Genomic DNA, 24517 nt, shown 5'->3' on the forward strand with positions numbered 1-24517 from the left:
CCGGACCCTGTGGGAGATTCTATGGTTGAGGGCTTTCCCTCAACCATACAAGCGAGTCTGCTCGCGATGGCTATTGTTCAGGCGACGCAGCGTTCACGCCTCGATCTTGTGGGTCCTGTTCCCGCTCTGCTTCAGGCACGACAGCCTTACCTTTGGTTTTCAGCTCACTGACGATCACCGCCGCGACAATCAATGCCGCGCCGAACAGCGCCAGCCCCGGCAACCGCTCACCCGCCAGGCGCCCGGCAATCCCGGCCCAGACCGGCTCGCCGGCATAGATCAGCGTCGCACGGGTGGGGGATACACTTTTCTGCGCCCAGTTCATCGCCACCTGAATTGCGGCACTGGCGGCACCCAGGCCCAGGGCGCTGGCCAGCAGGAGCCAGGAAAACGACGGAAGCGCTTCCCGGGTCGGTGCAATCATCAGGAACGCCAGCACCGAGGTGACGGCCAGTTGCACCACCGTGACCCGTCGCACATCGACCCTGCCGGCGTAGCTGCTGATCAGGATGATTTCCGCGGCGATCGCTACCGCACTGATCAGGGTGGCGATCTCACCGGCACTGAAGTTCAACGTGGCCCCCGCGGGGCCCGAGAGCAGCATCAGCCCGGCGAAGGCCAACATGATGCCAATGCTCGGCATCAAGCCCGGACGGCGCCCGAGTACCAGCCATTGCAACAACGGCACGAACGGTACGTACAACGCGGTGATAAACGCCGACTGGCTGCTCAGGATGGTTTGCAAGCCGTAGGTCTGCAGGCCATAGCCCAGCATGATCGCCACGCCGATGAAGGCGCCGGCCTTGAACTCGAACCAGGTCAACTGGCCCAGGTTGCGCCAGGAGAACAGGGCGACGATGCCGGCGGCGGCGGCAAAGCGCAGGCCGACGAAGAACATCGGGCCGCTGACGGTCATGGCGTGCTGCACCAGCAGGAAGGTGCCCTCCCAGATCATGGTGATCAGCACCAGTACACATTCGGCCTTGCTCAGCCGAAACAAGCTGGAAGTGGGTGTGGAAGAGTTCGCTGACGTCATGGCCTTGCGCGCTACCTGAGTGGGACGCACAATGCGCCAGAAGTTGGGCAGTATACTGCGCAACACCCTCAAGTGAGCAATATAGTGCACAAAGAAAACGGCCAACGGGCTTCCGTCCTGCAACACGTCAGCCAGAATGTCCGGCGTCTGCGCCATGCCGCCGAACTGAGCCAGACCGCACTGGCGGAAAAGTCCGGGGTCAGCCGGCGGATGCTGGTGGCCATCGAGGCGGGTGAGAAAAACGTCAGCCTGACCACCCTCGACCGGGTGGCCGAAGCGCTGGACGTGGCCTTCAGTGACTTGATTTCCGCCCCCGATGCCCGGGATCCGAGCCGCATCAATGAAGTGGCATGGGCGGGCGTTATCCCCGGCAGCAAGGCCGTGTTGCTGGCCAAGGCCGCTGCGTGCCGTGAAGTGGAGCTCTGGGAGTGGCGCCTGGAACCGGGCGAGCTGTACCTATCGGACGCCGATGCCGACGGCTGGAGCGAGCAGGTGTATGTGTTCGAAGGCTGCCTGACCCTGGTGCTGGGCGATGAAGAGCGCAGGCTGGCAACCGGCGATTTCGTCAGTTTCGCCAGTAACCGCACCCACGCCTATCGCAATGACGGTGATGTAGCCGTGAGGTTCGTGCGTAACGTGGTGATCTGAACGAATCCTGGTTAATCCATTTTCTACAAAGTTTTTATAAAGCCATGATTTTAAAATAATTTACTCTCTATAAGGCGCCGAAGACCCATGAGTGAAGTTCCCCTCGGGCAAGCACAGCAGGCGGTTCGCAGTGCCGACATCCTGATCGTCGGCGGTGGCTTGAGCGGGGCGTTGCTCGCCGCCCAGTTGATGCGGTTGCCCGGCCAGCGCCAGGTACTGGTGGTCGAACCACGCGCCGAACTGGGGCGCGGTGAGGCCTATAGCGCGGTCGAACTGGGGCACACGCTCAATGGCAATGCCGCGCGCATGAGCGTCGATCCGGACAATGCCGACGACTTGACGCAATGGTTGACGGCCTTCATTGCCGGCGGCGGCTGGCCACAATCGAGCGAGCAGACGGTGCCGGTTGCCGAACTGTTCCCGCCCCGGGGCCTGTTCGGCCTGTATGCGCAGCAACGCCTGGCTGAGGCGCGAGTGCAGGGGGCGGCTCAGGGGGCGAGTGTCGAGCATGTGCGCGCCGAAGGGGTCGACCTGCAGATCGACGAGCAGGGGGCGCTGCTGACATTGAATGACGGCACCCGGTTGCGGGGCGCGGTGGCGGTTCTGGCCACCGGCATGTTCCCGGCGGCCAGGACCCCGCAGACCGAATCCAGCGGCCTGAATGCGGCGGCGCTGGATCCTTGGGACGTGGCGGCGATGGCGCAACTCGATCCGCTCGCCAGGGTAATGATCATCGGCTCCGGCCTGACCATGGTCGATGCCGTGGTGTCGCTGGAGCAGGCCGGGCATCGCGGGCCGATCGACGTGTTCTCCCGCCACGGCCTGCTGCCCCATGTGCGGCGTCAGCCACCGGCGTGGGTGGATTTTCTGGCGCTGGACCCCGGCATTGGCAGCCCACGGCAACTGATGCATGAACTGCGTCGCCAATGCCGCGCGGCGGCAGTCGAAGGGATCGACTGGCAGGCACCGCTGGACACCGTCAGGGCTCATATCGGACGGCTCTGGAGTCAGGCCACGGATGTGCAGCGCCGTCAGTTCGTGCGCCATGTGCGCCCCTGGTGGGAAAGTCACCATCACCGTTCGCCGCCCTTGAGTGCCGAGTTGGTGGCCCGATTGCATGCCGAGGGGCGGTTGCGGATCCAGGCGGCCTCATTCAAGGGCCTGGCGCCCTCGACCGATGGCCGTGTCAATATCCGTATTCGCCGTCGCGGGGAGGCGGGGACGACCCTGGTCGGTGGCGATGCCCTGATCAACTCCAGCGGTATCGAGTACGACTGGCGCCGGGTCGCCCGGGCCTTGCCGCAGCAGTTGTTGGCCCGTGGCCTGGTTCAGCCTGGGCCGTTGGCCTTGGGGATTGCCGCGCAGGCGGACGGTGCCGTGCTCGACGCCCAAGGGCAGGCCCCCCGGCGGTTGTTCGCCATGGGCCCGCCCTTGCGGGGCATGTGGTGGGAAAGTACCGCCGTCACCGACGTGGCGAGCCAGGCCAAGGCGCTGGCGCTGCGGTTGGTCAGCGGGCCGCAATCCTTGTAGATACCGTCTCAACCTTCACCGGGCAATGCAGGCGGCGCCCATGTAGGAGCGAGCTTGCTCGCGATGACCGTGAGCGCGACGTGGGGTATCAGGCAGCACGCGTTATCGTTGGCAACCCTCGCGAGCGACGCTCGCTCCTACAGGGCAATGTAGGCAGAGCCCACAGAAAACGGTTTGGATCAGGACAGGAAGCCACCGTCCACATTCAGCGAGATCCCGGTGGTGTAGCTGGACGCATCGCTGGCCAGGTACAGCACGGCGCCGGCCATTTCGCTGGGCGCGGCCACGCGCTTGAGGGGGATCTGCTGCAGTGCGGTGTTGAGGATCGCGTCGTTCTTGACCAGGGCCGAGGCGAACTTGGTGTCGGTCAGGCCAGGCAGCAGGGCGTTGCAGCGGATGCCGAACTGCGCGCATTCCTTGGCGAAGACCTTGGTCATGTTGATCACGGCGGCCTTGGTCACCGAGTAGATGCCCTGGAAGATCCCCGGAGAGACGCCGTTGATCGACGCCACGTTGATGATGCTGCCGCCACCGTTCTCGCGCATCAGCTTGCCGGCTTCCACCGACATGAAGAAGTAGCCGCGAATGTTCACGTCCACGGTTTTCTGGAAGGCGCCGAGGTCGGTGTCCAGCACATTGCAGAACTGCGGGTTGGTCGCGGCGTTATTGACCAGGATATCCAGGCGCCCGAACTGTTCGCGAATACCGGCGAAGACCTGGCTGATCTGCTCCATTTCACCGATGTGGCACGCGATGGCGGTGGCTTTGCCGCCGTCCTTGATGATCGCGTCGGCCACGTGCTGGCAGCCGTCGAGCTTGCGGCTCGAGACGATCACGTGGGCACCTTGCTGGGCCAGCAGTTTGGCGATGGCCTCACCGATGCCACGGCTGGCGCCGGAGACGAAAGCGATTTTGCCGTCGAGGTCGAACAACTGAGTCTTGGACATGGTTTTTCCTTGTTGTGGGCCGCTGGGGGGCAATAGGAACCGTGATCAGAGGCTGGATTTCGAAATGACCTGCAGGCTCATCTGCTCCAGCAGTTTGTTCATGTGAATGAACTGTGCGAAGCGTTTGTCCTGGGTCTGGCCATGGAAGAAGCGGTAGTAGATCTGCTGCACGATACCGGCCAGGCGGAACAGCCCGTAGGTGTAGTAGAAGTCGAAGTTGTCGATCCGAATGCCCGAACGTTCGGCGTAGTAGTCGACGAACTCACGACGGGTCAGCATGCCCGGCGCATGGCTGGGCTGGCGGCGCATCAGTTGCACCGGTGCCGGGTCCGCGGCTTCGATCCAGTAGGCGAGGGTGTTGCCCAGGTCCATCAACGGATCGCCCAGGGTGGTCAGTTCCCAGTCCAGCACGCCGATGATCTGCATCGGGTTGTCCGGATCCAGGATCACATTGTCGAAGCGGTAGTCGTTGTGGACGATGCTCGACGTCGGGTGGTCGGCGGGCATTTTGTCGTTGAGCCAGGCCTTGACCGCTTGCCATTGTGGCGCGTCCGGGGTCAGGGCTTTTTCATAACGGTCGCTCCAGCCCTTGATCTGCCGGGCGACATAGCCTTCAGGCTTGCCCAGGTCGGCCAGGCCGCAGGCCGTGTAGTCGACACGGTGCAGTTCAACCAGTTTGTCGATGAAGCTCTTGCACAGTGCCCGGGTGTTGGTCGCGTCCAGGCCCAGTTCTGCCGGTAGCTCGGAGCGCAGGATGATCCCCTTGACCCGCTCCATCACATAGAACTCGGCGCCGATCACTGACTCGTCGGTGCAGTGCACGTAGGCCTTGGGGCAGTAGGGGAAACCGTCCTTGAGCTGGTTGAGAATGCGGAACTCACGGCCCATGTCGTGGGCGGACTTGGCCTTGTGACCAAACGGCGGCCGGCGCAGCACGAACTCCTGGCCGGGGTACTCGAGCAAGTACGTCAGGTTCGAAGCGCCACCGGGAAACTGACTGATCCGTGGCAGACCGCTCAGGCCTGGAATATGCGCCTTGAGGTACGGGTCGATCAGGCTGGCATCGAGTTCTTCGCCGGAGCGAATACGGGTGGACTGGTCATTCAGCGCCATGCTTATCCCTTCTGCTTATTCTGGAGGCCAGAGACTATTGGCTAATCTAATGCGCACACCCGGCCCCCACAACCTCGGCGGTCCTTTATAGGTGAGCGTGTTGCCGGTCAATCAGTGTGTTTGATACAGGTGTTTGAACCTTGGGTTCAACGCGCGGCATGGTGTACCGCAACCGGCAACGCCACCGGCGTCAGCACCGGGCGATTGGAGAAAAACGCCAGCAGGTTCTGCCCCACCAGTTCCACGGTGGCCTGGGTGGCTTCGGGCGACAGGCCGGCGACATGGGGGGTGAGGATAACGTTGGCGAGTGTTTTCAGGGCATCCGGTACCTGGGGTTCGGCGTCGAAGACGTCGAGGGCGGCGCCGGCAATCCGGCGTTGTTCCAGCGCGCTGATCAGGTCGGCGGTGACGACCACGCTGGCCCGGGCAATGTTGACGATAAAGCCATGGGGGCCCAGTGCGTCCAGCGTCTGTTTGTTGATCAGGTACTCGGTGCCCAGGCCGCCCGGGGTGCAGACGAGCAGAAAGTCCGAGGCGCGCGCCAGTTCCGTGGGGGTGGTGCAGAAGTCATAGGGCACGTCGCCGCGTACCTGGCGATTGTGGTAGCTCACACTCATGTCGAAGCCGTTGGCCGCACGTTTGGCGATGGCCATGCCCACGGCTCCCAGCCCCAGAATGCCCAGGCGTTTGCCTGCCAGGGACGGGCGCATGATTTTCGGCCATTCGCCGCGCCGCACCGCGGCATCGGCCCGCGGGATGTCGCGCACCAGGGCCAGCAACAGGGCCATGGCGTGGTCGGCGACCGAGGAGGCGTTCACCCCGGCGCCATTGGTGACAGTGATGCCCCGGTTGCTGGCTGCCTGCAGGTCGACATGCTCGTAGCCGGCACCGATCACACAGATGATCTTCAGGTTGGGCAGGGCGGCGATTTCTTCGGCGTGCAGGCCCAGTGGCCCGCGAGTGAGTACGGCGTCGATGTGCCCGCCGTGGCTGCTGATGGCCTGGGCACGTTCGTCGGGGGTGGGGGCGAGGATGAGATGAAAGCCCTGGTGTTCGAGAATCGGCAGATAGTCGTTGATGGTTTCAACCAGTACCAGAACGGTGGCAGGCATGCTCAGCTCCTGAGGGTGTCGAAAAGGGCACGTCACGAATTCGCAAGATGCTCAAAGATTGCCGATTGGCCGGCGTTTGGCAATGGGGGCGGCGACTGGCAGCACCTTCAGGCCATTGATGGGCGCGCGTCAGCGAAAAAAAGCGCTGATACGCATCACCGCTCCTCAGCTAAGTCTTTGCTTCTGCTCATTAATCCCGGACAATCGCGCCCCTGTTTCGGCCGGGGCGCTGCCTGTCAGCTTTTTCTGACTCGTCCTGACCGAGTGGCAAGTGACCGGAATGCGGAGATCCGACCGGATGAATGATCAGGCCAATAGCGTTGATGAACGCTATGAAGCGGCGGCACCAGCAAGCCTCACTAGCTGGAATCGCCATGACACCACCTGGATGCTGGGCCTGTTTGGCACGGCGATTGGTGCGGGAACCTTGTTTTTGCCGATCAACGCAGGTCTTGGCGGTTTCTGGCCGCTGTTGATCCTGGCGTTGCTGGCGTTCCCGATGACGTACTACGCGCACCGCGGCCTGACCCGCTTCGTCTTGTCCGGTCGTGAAGGGGCGGACATCACCGAGGTGGTCGAGGAGCATTTCGGGATAAAGGCCGGCGCCCTGATCACCTTGCTGTATTTCTTCGCCATTTTTCCGATCCTGCTGATCTACAGCGTTGCCTTGACCAACACCGTGGGCAGCTTCCTTGAGCACCAGTTGCACATCATGCCGCCACCCCGGGCGGTTCTGTCGTTCGTGCTGATCCTCGGCCTGCTGGCGGTGGTGCGCTGTGGCGAGCAGGTGATCGTCAAGGCCATGAGCCTGATGGTCTACCCGTTCATCGTGGCCTTGCTGTTCCTGGCGGTGTTCCTGATTCCGCACTGGAACGGCGGCATCCTGGCCACCGCGACCACGCTGCCCGAGCCGTCGGCGCTGCTGCACACGCTGTGGCTGGCGATTCCGGTGATGGTGTTCTCGTTCAACCACTCGCCGATCATCTCGGCCTTCGCGGTAGACCAGAAGCGTCGTTACGGTGCTAACGCCGAAGAGCGCAGCTCGCAGATCCTGTCCCGTGCCCACCTGCTGATGGTGGTGATGGTGCTGTTCTTCGTCTTCAGCTGCGTGCTGACCCTGTCGCCGGCGCAGTTGGCCGAGGCCAAGGCGCAGAACCTGTCGATCCTGTCGTACCTGGCCAACCACTTCAGTAACCCGACCATCGCGTTCGCCGCGCCGTTGATTGCGTTCGTGGCCATTTCCAAGTCGTTCCTGGGCCACTACATCGGTGCCAGCGAAGGCTTGAAAGGCTTGATCGTGAAAAGTGGCAAGCGTCCGGGTGCCAAGGCGCTGGACCGCATGACCGCTGCGTTCATGCTGGTGGTGTGCTGGATCGTCGCCACGCTGAACCCGAGCATCCTGGGCATGATCGAAACCCTGGGTGGCCCGGTCATCGCGGCGATTCTGTTCCTGATGCCGATGTACGCGATCCGCAAGGTTCCGGCCATGGCGCGTTATCGTGGCCAGGCCTCCAACGTCTTCGTGACGGCGGTAGGCCTGGTGGCCATTTCGGCGTTGATTTACTCGCTGGCAGCCTGAGTGCCGGGTGGTTCGACCGGCCAGGCCGGTATCGAACCCGACCCTGAGTGAAAGAATGGCCGCTGACGACACCGTCAGCGGCTTTTTTTTGGTTCATCGCGGATTACCGGGAAAGACGCTCTTGATCTTCATGAAAAAGAACTCGCTATCCCGGTAACCGTACGCCATCCGCTTGATGACCTTGATTCGATTGTTTATTCCTTCCAACTGCCCCGTGTGCATCGACCCGCCGAACATGACTCAAGTACTCGCCCGGCATACGCCCCTCATTTGGACTGCTGCACCACCGGCTGAGCGATGGAATCGATCGGTGTCACCACGTCGCTGAGGTCGATATGCTTGAAATGCGGCTTCTCGCCCAGGCGCGCGTTGAAGCGCGTGTTGAAGGTGAAGTCATCCTGGGTCGGCTGGCTGAGGGGAATGCCATATACCGGTTTGATGCCCGCCACGTCATATCCCATCAACTGCAGCAAGGTCGGGAAGATGTTGTACTGACTGGATCGGTCTTTGTTGGCCCCAAGCACTGCCGGCCAGTCGAGGGTCTTGAGGCCGGTCCCCTGGATGACGACCAGAGGCACCAGCCCCTCCTCTGGTACCGGATCGCCCCCGCAGTGAGTGTTCAAACCCGGGTTACCGCGCTCATGCAGATCCTGGCCATGGTCTGAGGTGTAGATCATCACGGCATTGCTCAGGTCTGCCTTGGCCAAGACCCGTGAAAAGAATTCACCGACATTCCACCGCAAGGTGTTCTTGTAGGCATTGCGGTACAGCGCCCAGTCATCCAACTGCCCGCTGAAGCCGTCGCGGCTGCCGGTATCGGCCACATCGTCGTACTTTCCACGCGGCAGCGCCGGCCGGTAGACCATGAAGTCGTCAGGATACTTGTCATTTACAGGGAAGTGCGCGCCGATTTTATTGATGACGATCAATTGTGGCTTGCCATCATTGAGATGCTCGATCAATTGCTGCGCCGCCGCCATGTCTCGGTCGCGTACACGGACAGTGTCAAACTGGACGAACCGGTCGATGTCCTGCTTCTCGGTCTCGGTCATCAGGTTTTGCAATTTGCCACCGGTGCGCTGGGCATCGATGTAGATCGTCTCCAGCCCGGCCTTTTTCGCGTACTGCCAGATTGAAGGCAGGGTCGAGTTGATGCGCAGGTAATCGCTGCGCGTGCCGCCGTAACGCAAGGTGATGTTGGTGTCGGCGCTGCAATTGGCGATGGAGGCGGCATAGCCGTAGTTATAGATATCCACGCCTGGGTGCGACTGCATGAGGTTGCTGCGTACTCCATGCTCGGTATTGAGGTCCAGGTAGTTGCCGGTAATGCTTTCATCGATGATCAGAACGATATCGTGGCTGACCGGTTCGGTATTGCGCCTCAGGCTGACCGCCTGACGAGGGCCCACGGTATTATGGGCAGTCTCGTAGGCGAACAGACTCAAATAGGCCAACGGCGTATACATGATCGGCAACCCCCGGGCACCTTCACCGCTACGCAGGAAGAGAATGCCTGACAGCAGCACGACACCAAGCACTGGCGCTGCGACAAGTGCGGCCCCGGGCAGTGGTAAAGATCGTTTCGGCTTGAGGGCGATTCCCACCAGCAGTAACAGCCCGCTGGCAAGTGCGCTCAGGATGGTCGAGTGGTACTGGTAGAGGGCTTCCTGGATAAAGCCGCCCGAATAAACCATCGATATAAACGCGCTGTAGCTCAAATAGTCGGCAGTCACGCGAGTATAGACGTCAAAAAAGACGGCGGACGTAAAGAACAACAACGCAAATAGGTAGCGAACCAATGACTGGCGTATATACGCAGTCAAAAGTAACGCAATCAGCAGAACCCCGAATAAGCCTATATACACAAGCGCCGGAGCGCTCATGCCTAGCGACAATAGGCGTTCGAGATAGTAATCATAGCTTTTTAATACATACAGAAAGATCAGCAGTTCCTTCAGGTAACGCGTCATCCTGTCTTCTCCTGCCTGGCTGCAATTCCTTTCGCCGTCGCGCTCGACTGCCCGTGCCAGGCACATGGAGGGTTGACGTTCCTGATCGAAACTGCCGTATCGATGTCACGATAGCATCACCGTTTCAAAGAGCAAGGCAGCCTCCATAACGGCATTGACAGCAATAAACTGATGTTAAAAAGCATCAACAATTCGTTACTCAGGGAGGGTAATTCAATAAAAATTCGGTTCAGTCTGTAAGGACTCTCCGAATAAGTCCCCCAAACGTGATGAACTACGCGCTCACCACCTGACCGCGCTGCCCATGAGCCAGATGAGCTTTTCCGACTTCGAGCACGCCGGCAGCGCAAGCAAACCCGCCGCGAATGCTTCCTCGCCGAGATGGAACAGGTGGTGCCCTGGAGCGGCTTTGGGGCTGCTGCGCATCCCAAGCTCCCTCGCTACGAAGGTGTTCGGCGCGGTATTTCTGGGTGGGACAGCATGACGCGGCCGCTACACTGCGTTGTTCAAGGTCCAATTGATGTTGCTCAGTACCGGTTGCGCTCCAGGCAGGTAGGCTTGCGCTGGCAAAACCCCGTGGACGTAGGTCGGTTTTGTGCCGTCATCGATCATCGGGTCGGCCTGGAAACACTGCTCTGGAGAGACCTGATTGCCGACTGATCCGCTAATTGCATCCAAACAAACCCCCGCCAAAGGTCGCAAACGCTGGCTGGATGTACTGGCCGGGTTGTCGATCGCCGGCCTGCTGCTGCCCGAGGCGGTGGCCTATTCGAGCATCGCCGCGCTGGCGCCCCAGGCCGGGGTGATCGCCCTGTTCGCCGGTTTGCTGTGCTATGGCGTGTTCGGCACCAGCCGGTTTGCCATTGTCGCGGCAACTTCCTCGTCAGCGGCAGTGCTGGCGGCCGCCACTTCTACGCTGGCCAACGGTGACCCGCAGCTGCGTTCGAGCCTGGCAATCGCCTTGGTCCTGGTGACCGGGGTGCTGTTTGTGCTGGCCGGGCTGTTCAAGCTGGGCCGCGTGACGTCGTTCATCGCCAAGCCGGTGCTGCGTGGGTTCTCCTTTGGCCTGGCGCTGACCATTATCCTCAAGCAACTCGCCAGTGTGGTGGGGGTGCACCTGAGTGATGGCAATCTGGTGCGTTTTCTGCCGCAGTTACTGGGGCAGTTGCCTCAGTGGAACTGGGCCGCAGCCGGTGTGGCCGGTGTGGCGCTGTTGCTGTTGGCGGTATTCGCGCGGTTTCCCAGGGTGCCGGGCGGGTTGTTGGTGGTGATGATCGGCATCGCGGCCGGCCAGTGGCTGAATTTGCCCAGCTATGGGATCAAGCTGATCGGCGTCATCGACCTGAGCCTGGAGTTGCCGAGTCTGCCGGTGTTGCCTTTTACCGACTGGTTGCGCCTGGGGGAGCTGGGCTTTGCGATGGTGATGATTCTGTATGCGGAATCCTACGGTTCAATCAGCTCATTTGCCCTCAAGCACGGTGACCGGGTGTCCTCCAATCGGGACCTGCTGGCGCTGGGCGCCTCCAACCTGATGTCCGGGCTGTTTCACGGCATGCCCGTGGGAGCGGGGTATTCCGCAACCTCCGCCAACGAGGCCGCCGGCGCCAATTCGCGGCTGGCTGGCGGTGTGGCGGCGTTGGTGGTGCTGGTCATTGTCCTGACCGTGCTGCCCTATATTGCCCTGACCCCGGAGCCGGTACTGGCGGCCATCGTCATGCATGCGCTGGGTCGTGGCCTGAGCCTGAAACCCCTGGGGCGCTACTTCGTCTGGCAACGTGACCGTGTGCTGGTGGTTTGTGCCGTGGTGGCGGTGCTGACGCTGGGGGTGCTGGATGGCTTGCTGGTCTCGGTGGCGATCAGTGTGTTGTTGATGCTCAAGCAACTGTCGGTGGCGGACATCCAGGTGCTCGGGCGTGCCGGTGACGGCCATGATTTCGTCGACCTGGAGCGTCATCCCTCGGCCAGCGCGGTGCCAGGGGTGATGATTGTGCGGCCGGGAGAGGCGCTGTTTTTCGCCAACGTCGAGCGGATTCTCGGTGGCGCCTTGCATTTGGTCCGGCATTCGGAAATGCCGATTCATACGGTGATTCTCAGTCTGGAGGAGTCGCCCAATCTGGATGGCACCAGCATCGAGGCCCTGCAGGAGTTTTTTGTGCGGGTGCATGCCGAAGGCAAGCAACTGGTGCTGGCCCGTCTCAAGCATCGCGCGAAAGCGGCGTTGCTGGCGTTACCCGAGGTGGAGCGCCTGGGGGTGGTCCTCAGTGGCCGGAGTGTCGACGGTGCGGTCGGGTTGGCACTGACGCAGTAAAAGAAAGCCAGGCATAAAAAAACGCCGCCCCTTGCAAGAGGGGCGGCGTTTTCTATTGCGTTGTCAGCTTAGGCTTGAACGACCGGGATGTTGGCGTTCGCAGCAGCTTCACGGAACTCGGCAATCTGGTCGAAGGACAGGTAGCGGTAGACATCGGCCGCCATGCTGTCGATCTTGCCAGCGTATTCCATGTACTCCTCGACGGTCGGCAGGCGACCCAGGATCGAAGCCACGGACGCCAGCTCAGCCGAAGCCAGGTAGACGTTCGCGCCGTCGCCCAGACGGTTCGGGAAGTTACGGGTCGACGTCGACACGACTGTCGAGTTCGGCTCTACGCGTGCCTGGTTACCCATGCACAGCGAGCAGCCCGGCATTTCCATGCGCGCGCCAGCCTTGCCGTAGATGCCGTAGTAGCCTTCTTCGGTCAGTTGGTGAGCGTCCATCTTGGTCGGCGGCGACAGCCACAGACGGGTTGGCAGCTGACCCTTGACCTGATCCAGCAGTTTACCGGCAGCGCGGAAGTGACCGATGTTGGTCATGCACGAACCGATGAACACTTCGTCGATCTTCTCGCCAGCAACGCTGGACAGCAGACGGGCGTCGTCCGGATCGTTCGGCGCGCAGAGTACTGGCTCCTTGATCTCGTTCAGGTCGATTTCGATGATTTCAGCGTATTCGGCGTCAGCATCGGCAACCATCAGCTCAGGGTTGGCAATCCAGGCTTCCATCGCTTGAGCACGACGTTCCAGGGTACGAGCGTCGCCGTAGCCTTCGCCGATCATCCAGCGCAGCAGGGTGATGTTGGAGCTCAGGTACTCGGTGATCGACTCTTTCGACAGCTTGATGGTGCAACCGGCAGCCGAACGTTCGGCCGAGGCGTCGGACAGCTCGAAAGCCTGTTCGATGCTCAGGTTGTCCAGGCCTTCGATTTCCAGGATGCGGCCGGAGAAGGCGTTCTTCTTGCCTTTCTTCTCTACGGTCAGCAGGCCAGCCTGGATCGCGTAGTAAGGAATGGCGTGAACCAGGTCACGCAGGGTGACGCCCGGTTGCATTTCGCCTTTGAAGCGCACCAGGATCGATTCCGGCATGTCCAATGGCATAACGCCAGTGGCTGCGGCGAACGCTACCAGGCCGGAACCGGCCGGGAACGAAATACCCATCGGGAAGCGGGTGTGGGAGTCACCACCGGTGCCGACGGTATCCGGCAGCAGCATGCGGTTCAGCCAGCTGTGGATGATGCCGTCGCCCGGACGCAGGGATACGCCGCCACGGGTCATGATGAAGTCAGGCAGGGTGTGGTGGGTGGTCACGTCGATCGGCTTAGGGTAAGCCGCGGTGTGGCAGAAGGACTGCATCACCAGATCGGTCGAGAAGCCCAGGCACGCCAGGTCTTTCAGTTCGTCACGGGTCATTGGACCGGTGGTGTCCTGGGAACCCACGGTGGTCATCTTCGGTTCGCAGTAGGTGCCTGGACGAACGCCAGTCACGCCGCACGCCTTGCCGACCATCTTCTGCGCCAGGGTAAAGCCCTTGGTGCTTTCGGCAGGTGCTTCCGGCTTCTTGAACAGGTCCGACGGTGGCAGGCCCAGTTCGGCACGTGCCTTCTCGGTCAGGCCACGGCCGATGATCAGCGGAATACGGCCGCCAGCGCGCACTTCGTCCAACAAGACCGGGGTCTTCATTTCGAAGGTGGTCAGGACTTCGTCGGTGCCGTGCTTGCAGACTTTGCCAGCATGCGGGTACAGGTCGATCACGTCGCCCATGTTCATGTTGGTGACGTCGAATTCGATTGGCAGTGCGCCAGCATCTTCCATGGTGTTGTAGAAGATCGGAGCGATCTTGCTGCCGAAGCAGAAGCCGCCTGCACGCTTGTTCGGCACGTAAGGAACGTCGTCGCCGAAGAACCACAGCACCGAGTTGGTGGCCGATTTACGCGACGAACCGGTACCGACCACGTCACCGACGTAGGCGATCGGGAAGCCGGCGTTGCGCATTTCTTCGATCTGCTTCATCGGGCCGGTGACGCCTTGCTGGTCAGGCTCGATGCCTTCACGGGCCATTTTCAGCATGGCCAGGGCGTGCAGCGGGATGTCCGGACGGGACCAGGCATCTGGAGCAGGGGACAGGTCGTCGGTGTTGGTTTCGCCGGTGACCTTGAACACGCGCAGGCTGATCTTGTCGGCCAGGACAGGGCGGTTCTTGAACCACTCGCCGTCAGCCCAGGATTGCATGACGCCTTTGGCGTGAACGTTGCCGTTCTTGGCTTTTTCCGCGACGTCGTGGAACGCATCGAACATCAGCAGGGTGTGCTTGAGTTGGGCCGCTGCGACCGGGGCCAGTTCGGCGTCGTCGAGCAGGTCAACCAAGGTCACGATGTTGTAGCCGCCTTGCATGGTGCCAAGCAGTTCAACCGCGCGTTTTTTGTCGATCAGGGGGGAAGTGGCTTGGCCTTTGGCCAATGCCGACAGGAAGCCTGCCTTGACATAGGCTGCTTCGTCCACGCCAGGTGGAACGCGATTGGTGATCAGGTCCAGCAGAACGGCTTCTTCGCCAGCCGGGGGATTTTTCAGCAGCTCGACCAGGCCTGCAGTTTGTTCGGCGTTTAGCGGCTGGGGAACGATACCCAGTGCTGCGCGCTCTTCGATATGTTTGCGGTAGGCTTCAAGCACAGTTATTACCCTCATCAGTGGTCCCAATTGGGTGTCCGGGACGCTCATCCCGAAATTGCCGTACTCATGCGCTGCATGGCGTTGTGGGCCACTTAGCCAGAATTACCGACAATTCCTTACAGAAGCTGCTTTCAAAGTTTTACGCCTGCAGAACGGGGAGCTGATGAGGGTTGGCGTCAGGTTTTTCACCGCTGAAAAACCTTTCGCCAACACCGCTCTGAAGGAACGACTGTGCTCGTGACGCTTTGAAAACAGCTTCTAACGGACATTGGCGCCTAAAAAGGCTGGCTGATTCTACGGCAAAAAAAAATTAAAGGTAAGTTAGTGAGGGGTGATCAATGCTAGACAAAGGGCTAACATGCCGGCCTGTTCTGCTTTTTCGCGTTTTGCCTACCTATGCCCAATCAGACCATCAAGACCCCCTGCATCGGCCTCTGCTCCACTGTTTACGGGGACTTGGTGTGCCGTGGCTGCAAGCGTTTCCACCATGAAGTGATTCACTGGAACGGTTACAACGAGCAAGAAAAACGCGCCGTGTGGCTGCGTCTCGAGCAGTTGCTGGTGCAGGTCATGGCCGCAAAACTGGAAGTTTTCGACCCCTGGCGCCTGCGCGAACAGCTGGAATCGCGAAAAATCCGCTTCGTGCCCCACCAATCGGAATATTGCTGGGCCTATCAGCTGATTGCCCGGGGCGCGCGGGTGATCAACAACCTGGAAGCCTACGGGATGGTGCTGCTGCCGGAGTTTCGCGAGTGGAACCTGCCGGAGTTGCGCGATGCCATTGATCGGGAATTCTTCCTGCTGTCCGAGGCGCACTACCAGCGCTACATAGCGCCGGGGTTTCTCAAGGACAATTTCGGCGGTTGAGCCGCCCATGACATCGCCGGATCGTCATCGCAAGCAGGCTGCGGGGGACGATCCGGCGATAACGGTCTTGCCGGCGCCTTACTTGCCGGCGCTCACCAACTCCTCCAGATGATCCATGATTTCCTGCGGCTTGAGCACCAGCACGTCGCTTTCCAGGGCATCGAGCACCACTTCCGCGGTATTGCCGATCAGGGCCCCGGAGAATCCGCTGCGCGCCACGGTGCCGATCACCGTGACCGAGGCCTGCAGTTTATGGGCAGTGTGGGGGATCAAGACGTCCGCCGGGCCTTCCTCGATGTGCAGGTGGTCGTTGTCGATGTCGAACTCGGCCTGGAACGCCTTGCACTGTTCGCGGTAGCGCGCCTCGATGGTCTCCTTGAGCTGGAACACCGGGTCAGCGGCCGACAGCATGGGCGACGGGTGGGCGGTGATCACGTGCAACTGGGCCTTGGCCAGGTGGGCGATGTCGAAACCATGGTCGACGATGCTGGCGTGCAACACCCGGTGTTCGGGGTCGCTGTTGCCGACGTCGATGGCCGCCAGAATGGTGCCGCCGGTCCAGGGCTTCGCGGTTTTCACCAGCAACACCGGGCTGGGGCACTGGCGCAGCAGCTTCCAGTCGTCGGGGGTCAGCAGGAATTTTTTCAGCGGGTTGTCGGCAAAGTGCTGCTTGACCACCAGCCCACAGCCTTCGGCTTGCTGCACGTCGATGATGGTCTGGTGCAGGCTGTCGTGCCACGCCTGCTCGGTGGTGACGCTGTAGCCTTCGTCGAGCAGGCTGGCCTTGAGCACGGTCAACAGCGCCGAGTGCTCCTGCTTTTTATCGCAAATCAGCAGATGCAGATGGGCCTGGGTCACTCCGGCGATCAGTTTGGCGCGCTTGAGGGCCAGGCTTTCGTCGGGCAGTGGCTCGATCACCACCAGGATGCTGCGAATGGCTTGCATGGTCAGACTCTCCGCTGAATGAAAATGGCCTCGTTGCTCAACTATAGTTGCTGGTCGTGGCCTGGGGTCTTGATGCATATCAAGTGTAGCGACTGGTGGTCTGCCGGCAGGCCGGTATAATCGCGCCCTCGCTTTGAACCTATTACCCGTGAGCCTCATGTTACTGACCCCTGAATTCGTCACCGTCCTGCCCAATGCGCCTGTTGAACTGTCGGAAGCGAGCCAATGATCCTTCCTGAAATTCACGAGTTCCTGGGTTGCCGCACGCCGGACGGCTGGGTTCAGGCAGCACTGGCTGATCAGGAAACCTTGCTGATCGACCACAAGAATTGCGAGTTCAAGGCGGCCAGCACTGCCTTGAGCCTGATCGCCAAGTACCACTCCCATGTCGACCTGATCAACCTGATGTCGCGCCTGGCCCGGGAAGAACTGGTGCACCACGAGCAAGTCATGCGCCTGATGAAAAAGCGCAAGATCGAACTGCGCCAGCTGTCTGCAGGGCGCTACGCCTCGGGCCTGCGCAAGGTGGTGCGCAGTCATGAGCCGGTAAAGCTGGTGGACACCCTGGTGGTCGGTGCCTTTATCGAGGCCCGCAGCTGCGAGCGCTTTGAAGCACTGGTGCCGCATCTGGACGAAGAACTGGGCAAGTTCTACTTCGGCCTGCTCAAAAGCGAGGCCCGGCATTTCCAGGGCTACCTGAAACTGGCCTACCAGTATGGCGACGCCAAGGACATCGCCCAGGTGATCGACAGGGTACGCGCCGCCGAGCAGGAACTGATCGAGTCCCCGGACGTCGAGTTCCGCTTCCACAGCGGTGTTCCAACGCTCTGACCGGCCGGCTGAAAGACCCTCAAACACCTTGGGGGCATTTCACATGACCCGTGGCGAGCGAGCCACGGGGTAGTGCTCATGCTCGGCTCAAGCCCAGGCGCTGATGCCATTGGGCGATGGACTCCTCTGGATAGACGTCGAACTGTCGGTCGCTAGGATGCGTCTCGACTTCCACCCACGGAGCCCTGGATCCGAGCATCAAGTGGGTGTGCTGCGGCGGTATTGGCAGCGGGGTGTCGATGGCCGATGCAAACGGATGGATCAAATCTGGCCATTCGGGACTGAACAGCCACAACCCCGAGCCGCACAGCGCGCAGAAATGCCGCTCGGCGGTGCTGCGACGGGCGCGTTGGTCGCCGTCGTCCTTGAGCCGCGCATGGTAAATCGTGATGTGCTTGCGACCGCGTACTTTCAGGCTGGCGGCATCGCCCCCGAGGTTGATCGCATAACCGCCGCCGCCCTGGGTCTTGCGGCAGATCGAGCAATAACACCGTTGATAGGGGTAGGGGTGGGCGCTGGTCACACTGAACGACACCGCGCCGCAGTGGCAGGAGCCTTCGAGTTGCATGGAAACCTCCCGTCAATCTTGAGTTTGTCCCTGCAAGCCTAGTCTTTCAGCGATCCTCGATCGGCACCAGAATCGCATCGCCGGTGGCCACCAGTTTCCGTTGATCGCCGTTCTGCGCGAACAACTCGGCGCGGGCGAACACCTGCTTTTTACCGGCCTTGATCACGGTTGCCCGGGCAATGAACACTTCACCAACGGCCGGTGCCAGGCAGTTCACTGAAAAGTGCGAGGCCAATACATTGCCGGCCACCGTTCCCGCCGCAAATCCGCAGGCGGTATCCAGTAGCGCGCCGATCAGCCCCGCATGCAGGAACCCGGCATATTGCGCCATGTCGGACTCGCGAAAGGTCATCGACAGTTCCGCCTCTCCGCTGGCGGCGTGGGTGACCTCGAAGCCGCCCCAGCGGTTGAAGGCTGAGGTCGAGTTGATCCGTTTCAGTGTATCGAGCATGGCGATTCCCTCCGGTTGAGGGGGTCACCTTGCGCCGGGCGTGAGGGGATGTCATTGCCGATAAGGGAAGGTGATGAGCGGCAGGCCTGATGGTGAATACACCGGCCCGGTCACGGTCTTGCTGGAGGCCACCGACTGCGGGCAGGCCGCACTATAATTAGTCAGTGTCGGTGTGGCTGTGGCGCCACAACGCATCGGGAATCCCTTGTGCCCGCCTGAACGGCAGCGGGTGGCACAGCCGGTGGGATGAGCCGTCCGCTTGATGACACGATAGAGGCACCTGCCATGAAAAATCATTCCTTCCAGCATTACTCCCACGACGTGGGAGCGGCCGTGCACGACGCGTGGATAACGACCCGGGTGAAATCAGCTCTGGCCTTTGCAGACACGAACCTGGCCTTGCACATCAATGTCAAAACCCACGCGGGTACCGTGGCATTGAGCGGTCGGGTCAATACCCACAAGCAATGTGAACAGGCCGTGGCGATCGCCCGCTCAGTGCCTGGCGTCTGCGAGGTCGATGCCAAAGAGCTGCTGACCCATGTGTTCACCCCCGGCGGCATCTCTGAACCGCCAAACGCTGAAGAAAGCGCCGAAGACCGCACGCAGTCGTCGAAAAAAATCGACGATCAATGACCCGGTCAACCTTGTGAACGCAGCGCTCCCGACAGGGATTGGGGAGCGCCGCGTGGTCGTGCTGGCTGGATAGCCTTGCCGGGCACACTGTCCGGATCTGACGGGACAGGGTTGGGCCGCGACCAGTCCCGACCGTGCTGGACGCTATCGCACCGCCTGTGGCATCGTCCGGAGGATAAGTCACGCAGTAATCGGGGTCGGAACGATGGTGGCGGGTGAGGTAGGCGGCACACAGATATCGATGGCAACGCTCAAGGCGTTCAATCGTTGCGTTCTTCAGTTGTCGAGCCTGGCACGTGAGCGTGGCGGGTCTCATTTCATTGCCGAGGGCCTGCAGGCCTTTAGGCAACTGGTGCCCTTTGCATCGGCCTGGTGGGGCGAGATGTCCGGGACCGAGACCAGCGCCTCCCCGCAAAGCTGGATGCATGGGCGAATCAATCTGCCCGAGTCGTTTGTGGGCGAGTGGAGCAAGGTCGCAGGCGCAGATGGTTTTGCCCGGACCACCTTGAACCTGCCGGGGCAGGTGGTGTGTGACAGCGGCTTCAACGACCCCGACGAGGAGGTCAATGAGTTTGCCCGGCGATACGACCTCTTCTACCTGATGTGCGTCACGTTCGAGTTGCCCGAAAGCGGGCTGAATTTCTTCGTTTGCCTGTACCGTGGCCTGGACGACACCGGGTTCAACGAGCGCGAGGCCGGCTTGTTCGCGGCGTTTTGCGATCACTTGCTGCAATTGTGGCGATTCCAGGTGCAGGACATGATCCGTTCCGACACGGGCGACGGGGCGACGGACTTCGGCGTGGCGCGCATGGACGGCAGTCTGCTGTACGTGGGGGCGCAATTGTGTGCAGCGATTCAGCGCGAGGTACCGGGCTGGAACGGTTCGGTGCTGCCGGCGGAAGTGATCGCGCAACTGCAGAAAGTACCTTGTGTGATGCGCCTGGGGCGCAGTGCCTTGACACTGAGCCCGAATGCCGACCACGTGATCCTGTCCCTTGAGGCACAGGCCCGCGGGGTGGTGCTGGCGCCCCGTGAGCGGACCGCCGCCATGCTGTTCGCCGCCGGCCACTCCTACAAGGAAATCGCCAAGATCCTTGCGTTGAGTCCCGCGACCGTGCGCACCTACCTGCGTAACTGCTACCTGCAACTGGGGGTCAAGAGCAAGGTCGAGCTGGGTTCGGCGCTGCGTTCTCACTCCTGACGCCCGTCAGGCAAGCCTCATCATCATAGACCTCCACGGCAGGCGGGCGGAGCACCACCCGGACCGCTCCCACCAAGTGCCGGTCTCAGTAACGCGTGAACGCTGTTCCCGTGGCGAGCGAGCGTGCTCGCGCTGGGCTGCCCGGCAGCCCCAAGACCCGTCACCGGGGTTTACCTGAAAGACCGCAACCATCTTGTTGGGGGCGTTTCACGCCCCAGCGCGAGCTTGCTCCCTCGCCACGAAGACAGTGTTCAATCAAGAACAGAGGCAGCGTACACATGCCCTGCGGCTTGATTGGTGGGTGCTGACCTGTCTTTGTGGACGTAAGCCTGCTCTTGCCCCTCCTCATTTGTGGAGGTCCTTTCCGCTCCCGCGTTCTATAGGGTGTGCCCTGCATACCTCACAGGTTGCACGGCAGCGTGTCAGGGCCACTTCCACAATTATAAGAACAGGGGTGAGGCATTTGAGATTGTCCAGGCTGTTTATCGCCATTACCACGACAACGGCGCTTTCCTGCACGGCCCTGATGGGGCAGGTGCAGGCCGCAGCACCGGCAGATATGGTCATGCGCAACGGTTACGTCTACACCGTCGATGGTCGCAACTCCGTGCAGCAGGCGATTGCCATCGCGGGCGGCAAGATCGTCTATGTGGGCAGCGATGCCGGGCTCGGCCCGTACATCGGTACGCAGACACGGCAGGTGGACCTGGCGGGGCGCATGCTGATGCCGGGCTTCATCGACGCCCACATGCACCCGGGTGACGGCGGGCGCGCCATGACCTTGTGCGACCTGAAATACCAGACGATGACCCGGGCGGCCTTCCAGGCGAGCATTCAGGCGTGCCTGGATGCCGACAAGGACAAAGGGCCCGATGTCTGGCTCGAAGTGGGCAGCTGGGACCGCATGGGCATGACGGGGCTCGACGGCGACGCCGACAAGTCGACCCTGGACGCGCTGAAGACGGATCGCCCGATTCAGGTCCGCTCCACCGACTTCCATACCGTATTGACCAACTCCCGTGGCCTGGCGCTCGCCGGCATCAACAAGGACACCGTGAATCCGGGCGACGGCAAGTACGCCCGCGACAGTGCCGGCAATCCGACTGGCATCTGCGAGGACGGTGCGGCCGAGGCCATGGCCGCGGTGGTGCCGCCGGCCACTGACGCCGAGAAGCTGAACCAGGCCCGTGCCGCGCTGGATGCTCTGCGTCAGCAGGGCATTACCAGCTTCTTCGACGCCCTGTCGGGCCCGGAAAACGCCAAGGCCTTCAGCGCCCTGCAACAGTCGGGTGAGTTGACGGCCCGGGCCTTGCTGGCGATCAAGCTGGACCCGGCCGCCGCCTCAGCGGACCCGGCCAAGACCATCGCCGAGGCCAAGGCGCTGGCCAGCACCTTCGACCAGGGCGAGGCCAAGGTGGCGCCGGGGGTGAACATGCGTCACGTCAAACTGTTCATGGACGGCATCATCAACGCCCCGGCCGACACCGGAGCTCTGTTGACCCCCTACCTGCACAACGCCGGAACCGATAAGGCGCCCCAGTGGACCCCCGGGAAAAACCTCGGCGAACTGTACTTCCCGGCGCAAGTGCTCAATCCGTTGCTGCTGCAGGCGGTCCAGGCCGGCCTTGATCCGCATCTGCACGCCACTGGGGAGCGGGCGGTGCGCGACGCGCTCAATAGCATCGAATACGTGCGCCGCCAATTGCCCGGCAATGGGTTCCGCCCGGCGATCACCCATGCCGAGACGGTGGACCCTGCCGATTACGGGCGCTTCAAGGCGCTGGACGTGACCGCCAACATGTCATTCCAGTGGGCCCAGCAGGCACCGTCCACGGTCGACGGCACCAACGAGCACCTGGGCGCCGAGCGTTTTGCCCGCATGGAGCCCTCGGGCAGCATCAGCCGCGCAGGTGGTCGGGTGGCCTATGGCAGCGACTGGCCGGTTGACCCGCTGGATGAATTCCTCGCGTTGAAGATTGGCGTAACCCGTTCGGGCGATCCGCTGAACCCCCACAGCTATGGCCCCAAATACGCCGGCAGGCTCAATGACGACCCTGCATTGACGCGGGCCGAAGTGCTGCGCTCCATCACCTTGAATGCCGCCGAGCAACTGCGCCTGGAGGCCGTCGTCGGCTCGCTCGAGGTCGGCAAGTTCGCTGACCTGATCGTGCTGGACAAGAACTTCATGCAGGCACCTGAAGAGGAACTGGCTCGCAACAGCGTGCTGCTGACCCTGGTCGGCGGCAAGGCGGTGTGGGCCAAGGCACCGTTCACCGGCCTTGCGCCGACGGCGTCGACCCAGGCTTCGATTTCCCGATCCGCCCAATAGAAAACTAGAGAGCGTTCCGATGCAAAGATTTATTCCAAACCTGTTGGCCGCCGCATTGGCCTTATCCTCGGTGCAGGCGATGGCCGCCGCCGATCTCGTACTGTTCAACGGCAAGGTATTCACCGCCGAACCCGGACAAGGGTTGGTCCAGGCGGTAGCGGTGCAGGATGGCAAGATTCTCAAGGTCGGCAGCGATGCCGAAATCAACGCCCTGGCCGACGCCAGTACCCAGCGTATCGATCTGGCGGGCAAGGTGCTGATGCCCGGGATGATCGATACCCATAGCCACCCGGTGGTGGGCGCGTTCGACAGCCTGCGGGCCAACCTGCTGGATGAAGTCAAGCCGATGCCGGAGCTTGAGCAGTGGTTGATCGAGCAGGATAAGGCAGGCCGCGCCCGTGCCGGTGACGTGATCAGTATTGCCGGGACGAGTTCGGCTTACTGGGAAAAAAGCCGCGAGCTTGGGAAGGTATTCAACCAGGGCCGCTGGGCCGACCAGCCGATCGTTTTCAGCGGAATCGACGGGCATACCGGCTGGGCCAACAATGCCATGCTCAAGCGTCTGAAGATCGACGCGGCACTGGTCAAGAGCCTGCCGGAAAGAGAACGCGGCTATGTGGGCCACGAGGCGGACTTCACCCCTAACGGCTACTTTGCCGAGTCGCTTTGGGACAAGGTACGCAACGGTATTCCCGCGCCGGATGAAGCGACCATGGTCAAGGCTGCCCGCGAGGCGGTGAAAATCAACAATGAATATGGCGTCACCGCCTGGATGGACGCGGCCTCGAACGGCGGCAGCGAAGATTCGCTGTTCGATTTCAAGGCCACCCCGGACAGTGTCGGCGTACTGCCGCTGTACCGTGAGCTGGCGCAGAAGGGCGAACTCACGGCCCACGTCGCGGCGCTGCTGGTGACCAACCCCAAGAGCAAGCCCGCAGACCTGGAAGTCCTGGCCACGGTGATGAAGAAGTTCGAGGTTGTGCCCAACCTGACGTTCCCCGGGATCAAGGTGTTTGCCGACGGTGTCCTGGAATACCCGGGGCAAACGGCCGCGGTCATCGTGCCGTTCAAGAACAGCCACAAGAACGGGCAACTGCTGATCGACCCGGCGCACTTCGGTGAGCTGGTGGTGGCGGCGGAGAAGCGTGACTGGATCGTGCACATGCATGCGGTCGGCGACCGGGCCGTGCGTGAGTCGCTCAATGGCTTCGAATACGCGCGCAAGCTCAATCCGCAGCCGATGCCCCATAGCATCAGCCACCTGCAACTGGTCAACCCCAAGGAGTTCCCGCGCTTCAAGCAACTGGGGGTGATTGCCTCCATGCAATTGCTCTGGGCCACCGGTGAGAGCTACACGGTCGAACTGGTCAAGCCGTACATCAGCGCCTTTGCCTACGGTTACCAGTACCCGGCCAATTCCCTGCAACACGCCGGGGCGATGATCGCCGGCGCCAGTGACTGGCCGGTGTCCAGCCCTAACCCATGGAACGCCATTGCCCAGGCCATCACGCGCAAGGGGCCGCTGGGTGTGTTGAACGCCAAGGAAAGCGTCGACCGCCAGACCATGTTCCAGGCCTACACCCTCAACGCCGCCAAGACCCTGCGCTTGGACAAGCAGATCGGCTCGCTGGCGCCTGGCAAGCAGGCTGACCTGATCATCCTCGACCGCGATGTGTTCAAGGTCAGCAACGAGGACCTGTTCGAAACCAAGGTCTTGAACACCTTCTTTGCCGGCAAACAGGTGTACGGCCCGGCGTCCTGACCAGCGCTTCACCCG

Annotated in this window: 19 protein-coding genes and 2 pseudogenes; 11 read left to right on the forward strand and 10 right to left on the reverse strand. The window is 61.7% G+C overall.

What is annotated here, in order from left to right:
- Positions 1-70 precede the first annotated feature (70 nt).
- A complete protein-coding gene (locus CKW07_RS02235; RefSeq protein WP_256577013.1) occupies positions 71-1126 on the reverse strand; it encodes a DMT family transporter in 1056 nt (351 codons plus the stop codon).
- Between CKW07_RS02235 and CKW07_RS02240 the strand changes: the two genes are divergently transcribed.
- A complete protein-coding gene (locus CKW07_RS02240) occupies positions 1121-1684 on the forward strand; it encodes a helix-turn-helix domain-containing protein (protein WP_095143602.1) in 564 nt (187 codons plus the stop codon). The two genes, CKW07_RS02235 and CKW07_RS02240, sit on opposite strands and share 6 nt — an antisense overlap.
- Positions 1685-1771: 87 nt before the next feature.
- The gene (locus CKW07_RS02245) at positions 1772-3214 is read left to right on the forward strand and encodes an FAD/NAD(P)-binding protein (protein ID WP_095143377.1); all 1443 of its coding nucleotides are present in this window, start codon (positions 1772-1774) and stop codon (positions 3212-3214) included.
- A gap of 179 nt (positions 3215-3393) precedes the next feature.
- Here CKW07_RS02245 and CKW07_RS02250 read toward each other — a convergent pair whose 3' ends face one another.
- From CKW07_RS02250 to CKW07_RS02260, 3 genes are all read right to left on the reverse strand, one after another.
- The gene (locus CKW07_RS02250; protein WP_095143378.1) at positions 3394-4161 is read right to left on the reverse strand and encodes an SDR family oxidoreductase; all 768 of its coding nucleotides are present in this window, start codon (positions 4159-4161) and stop codon (positions 3394-3396) included.
- A 45-nt stretch (positions 4162-4206) separates the two neighbouring features.
- Entirely contained in the window at positions 4207-5274 is a 1068-nt protein-coding gene (locus CKW07_RS02255; protein ID WP_095143379.1) for a phosphotransferase family protein, read from the reverse strand.
- A gap of 146 nt (positions 5275-5420) precedes the next feature.
- Entirely contained in the window at positions 5421-6386 is a 966-nt protein-coding gene (locus CKW07_RS02260) for a 2-hydroxyacid dehydrogenase (RefSeq protein ID WP_095143380.1), read from the reverse strand.
- A gap of 298 nt (positions 6387-6684) precedes the next feature.
- On the opposite strand from CKW07_RS02260, the gene CKW07_RS02265 reads away from it, so the two are divergent.
- The gene (locus CKW07_RS02265) at positions 6685-7965 is read left to right on the forward strand and encodes an HAAAP family serine/threonine permease (RefSeq protein ID WP_095143381.1); all 1281 of its coding nucleotides are present in this window, start codon (positions 6685-6687) and stop codon (positions 7963-7965) included.
- Positions 7966-8058: 93 nt separating this feature from the next.
- Here the strand turns inward: CKW07_RS02265 and CKW07_RS02270 are convergent.
- A pseudogene (locus tag CKW07_RS02270) lies at positions 8059-8187 on the reverse strand (transposase); the annotation flags it as partial.
- 44 nt (positions 8188-8231) lie between these two features.
- On the reverse strand, positions 8232-9935 hold the full coding sequence (locus CKW07_RS02275; RefSeq protein WP_095143382.1) for a sulfatase-like hydrolase/transferase: 1704 nt from the start codon (positions 9933-9935) through the stop codon (positions 8232-8234).
- Positions 9936-10239: 304 nt separating this feature from the next.
- Here CKW07_RS02275 and CKW07_RS02280 point away from each other — a divergent pair.
- Both CKW07_RS02280 and CKW07_RS02285 read left to right on the forward strand, forming a co-directional pair.
- Positions 10240-10394 (forward strand): annotated as a pseudogene (locus CKW07_RS02280) (IS5/IS1182 family transposase); the annotation flags it as partial.
- A gap of 190 nt (positions 10395-10584) precedes the next feature.
- Positions 10585-12243 (forward strand): SulP family inorganic anion transporter, encoded by a 1659-nt coding sequence (locus CKW07_RS02285; protein ID WP_371850631.1) that lies wholly within the window; start codon positions 10585-10587, stop codon positions 12241-12243.
- A gap of 68 nt (positions 12244-12311) precedes the next feature.
- Here the strand turns inward: CKW07_RS02285 and acnB are convergent, their stop codons facing one another.
- Positions 12312-14912, reverse strand: coding sequence for a bifunctional aconitate hydratase 2/2-methylisocitrate dehydratase (gene acnB / locus CKW07_RS02290; RefSeq protein ID WP_095143383.1), 2601 nt, complete (start codon positions 14910-14912; stop codon positions 12312-12314).
- A 396-nt stretch (positions 14913-15308) separates the two neighbouring features.
- Here acnB and CKW07_RS02295 point away from each other — a divergent pair, with 396 nt between their 5' ends.
- A complete protein-coding gene (locus CKW07_RS02295) occupies positions 15309-15779 on the forward strand; it encodes a DUF1289 domain-containing protein (RefSeq protein WP_095143384.1) in 471 nt (156 codons plus the stop codon).
- A 78-nt stretch (positions 15780-15857) separates the two neighbouring features.
- Here the strand turns inward: CKW07_RS02295 and CKW07_RS02300 are convergent, their stop codons facing one another.
- Positions 15858-16724, reverse strand: a complete 867-nt coding sequence (locus tag CKW07_RS02300) for a universal stress protein (RefSeq protein WP_095143385.1) — start codon at positions 16722-16724, stop codon at positions 15858-15860.
- A 225-nt stretch (positions 16725-16949) separates the two neighbouring features.
- Here CKW07_RS02300 and CKW07_RS02305 point away from each other — a divergent pair, with 225 nt between their 5' ends.
- A complete protein-coding gene (locus CKW07_RS02305) occupies positions 16950-17555 on the forward strand; it encodes a tRNA-(ms[2]io[6]A)-hydroxylase (RefSeq protein WP_095082378.1) in 606 nt (201 codons plus the stop codon).
- Positions 17556-17631: 76 nt separating this feature from the next.
- On the opposite strand, the gene CKW07_RS02310 is transcribed toward CKW07_RS02305, so the two are convergent.
- On the reverse strand, positions 17632-18123 hold the full coding sequence (locus CKW07_RS02310) for a GFA family protein (RefSeq protein ID WP_095143386.1): 492 nt from the start codon (positions 18121-18123) through the stop codon (positions 17632-17634).
- A 46-nt stretch (positions 18124-18169) separates the two neighbouring features.
- Complete coding sequence (locus tag CKW07_RS02315; RefSeq protein ID WP_095143387.1) at positions 18170-18574, reverse strand: PaaI family thioesterase; 405 nt, start codon at positions 18572-18574, stop codon at positions 18170-18172.
- A 285-nt stretch (positions 18575-18859) separates the two neighbouring features.
- Here CKW07_RS02315 and CKW07_RS02320 point away from each other — a divergent pair, with 285 nt between their 5' ends.
- From CKW07_RS02320 to CKW07_RS02335, 4 genes are all read left to right on the forward strand, one after another.
- Positions 18860-19210: a BON domain-containing protein gene (locus CKW07_RS02320; RefSeq protein ID WP_095143388.1), complete on the forward strand. Its 351-nt coding sequence runs from the start codon at positions 18860-18862 to the stop codon at positions 19208-19210.
- A 205-nt stretch (positions 19211-19415) separates the two neighbouring features.
- On the forward strand, positions 19416-20411 hold the full coding sequence (locus CKW07_RS02325) for a helix-turn-helix transcriptional regulator (RefSeq protein ID WP_095143389.1): 996 nt from the start codon (positions 19416-19418) through the stop codon (positions 20409-20411).
- Positions 20412-20874: 463 nt separating this feature from the next.
- On the forward strand, positions 20875-22740 hold the full coding sequence (locus CKW07_RS02330) for an amidohydrolase (protein WP_176465255.1): 1866 nt from the start codon (positions 20875-20877) through the stop codon (positions 22738-22740).
- Positions 22741-22759: 19 nt separating this feature from the next.
- Positions 22760-24502 carry an amidohydrolase gene (locus tag CKW07_RS02335; protein ID WP_095143390.1) on the forward strand — a complete coding sequence of 581 codons (1743 nt, stop codon included), beginning with the start codon at positions 22760-22762 and terminating at the stop codon, positions 24500-24502.
- Positions 24503-24517 lie beyond the last annotated feature (15 nt).

It is taken from the genome of Pseudomonas sp. Irchel s3b6, assembly GCF_900187415.1.
Classification (GTDB): domain Bacteria; phylum Pseudomonadota; class Gammaproteobacteria; order Pseudomonadales; family Pseudomonadaceae; genus Aquipseudomonas.

Excerpts from the sequence above, each read along its gene's own strand:
- CKW07_RS02245 (WP_095143377.1), top strand. The coding sequence starts at position 1,772 with ATGAGTGAAGTTCCCCTCGGGCAAGCACAGCAGGCGGTTCGCAGTGCC.
- CKW07_RS02250 (WP_095143378.1), bottom strand. The coding sequence starts at position 4,161 with ATGTCCAAGACTCAGTTGTTCGACCTCGACGGCAAAATCGCTTTCGTC.
- CKW07_RS02255 (WP_095143379.1), bottom strand. The coding sequence starts at position 5,274 with ATGGCGCTGAATGACCAGTCCACCCGTATTCGCTCCGGCGAAGAACTC.
- CKW07_RS02260 (WP_095143380.1), bottom strand. The coding sequence starts at position 6,386 with ATGCCTGCCACCGTTCTGGTACTGGTTGAAACCATCAACGACTATCTG.
- CKW07_RS02265 (WP_095143381.1), top strand. The coding sequence starts at position 6,685 with ATGAATGATCAGGCCAATAGCGTTGATGAACGCTATGAAGCGGCGGCA.
- CKW07_RS02275 (WP_095143382.1), bottom strand. The coding sequence starts at position 9,935 with ATGACGCGTTACCTGAAGGAACTGCTGATCTTTCTGTATGTATTAAAA.
- CKW07_RS02295 (WP_095143384.1), top strand. The coding sequence starts at position 15,309 with ATGCCCAATCAGACCATCAAGACCCCCTGCATCGGCCTCTGCTCCACT.
- CKW07_RS02300 (WP_095143385.1), bottom strand. The coding sequence starts at position 16,724 with ATGCAAGCCATTCGCAGCATCCTGGTGGTGATCGAGCCACTGCCCGAC.
- CKW07_RS02305 (WP_095082378.1), top strand. The coding sequence starts at position 16,950 with ATGATCCTTCCTGAAATTCACGAGTTCCTGGGTTGCCGCACGCCGGAC.
- CKW07_RS02310 (WP_095143386.1), bottom strand. The coding sequence starts at position 18,123 with ATGCAACTCGAAGGCTCCTGCCACTGCGGCGCGGTGTCGTTCAGTGTG.
- CKW07_RS02315 (WP_095143387.1), bottom strand. The coding sequence starts at position 18,574 with ATGCTCGATACACTGAAACGGATCAACTCGACCTCAGCCTTCAACCGC.
- CKW07_RS02320 (WP_095143388.1), top strand. The coding sequence starts at position 18,860 with ATGAAAAATCATTCCTTCCAGCATTACTCCCACGACGTGGGAGCGGCC.
- CKW07_RS02325 (WP_095143389.1), top strand. The coding sequence starts at position 19,416 with ATGGTGGCGGGTGAGGTAGGCGGCACACAGATATCGATGGCAACGCTC.
- CKW07_RS02335 (WP_095143390.1), top strand. The coding sequence starts at position 22,760 with ATGCAAAGATTTATTCCAAACCTGTTGGCCGCCGCATTGGCCTTATCC.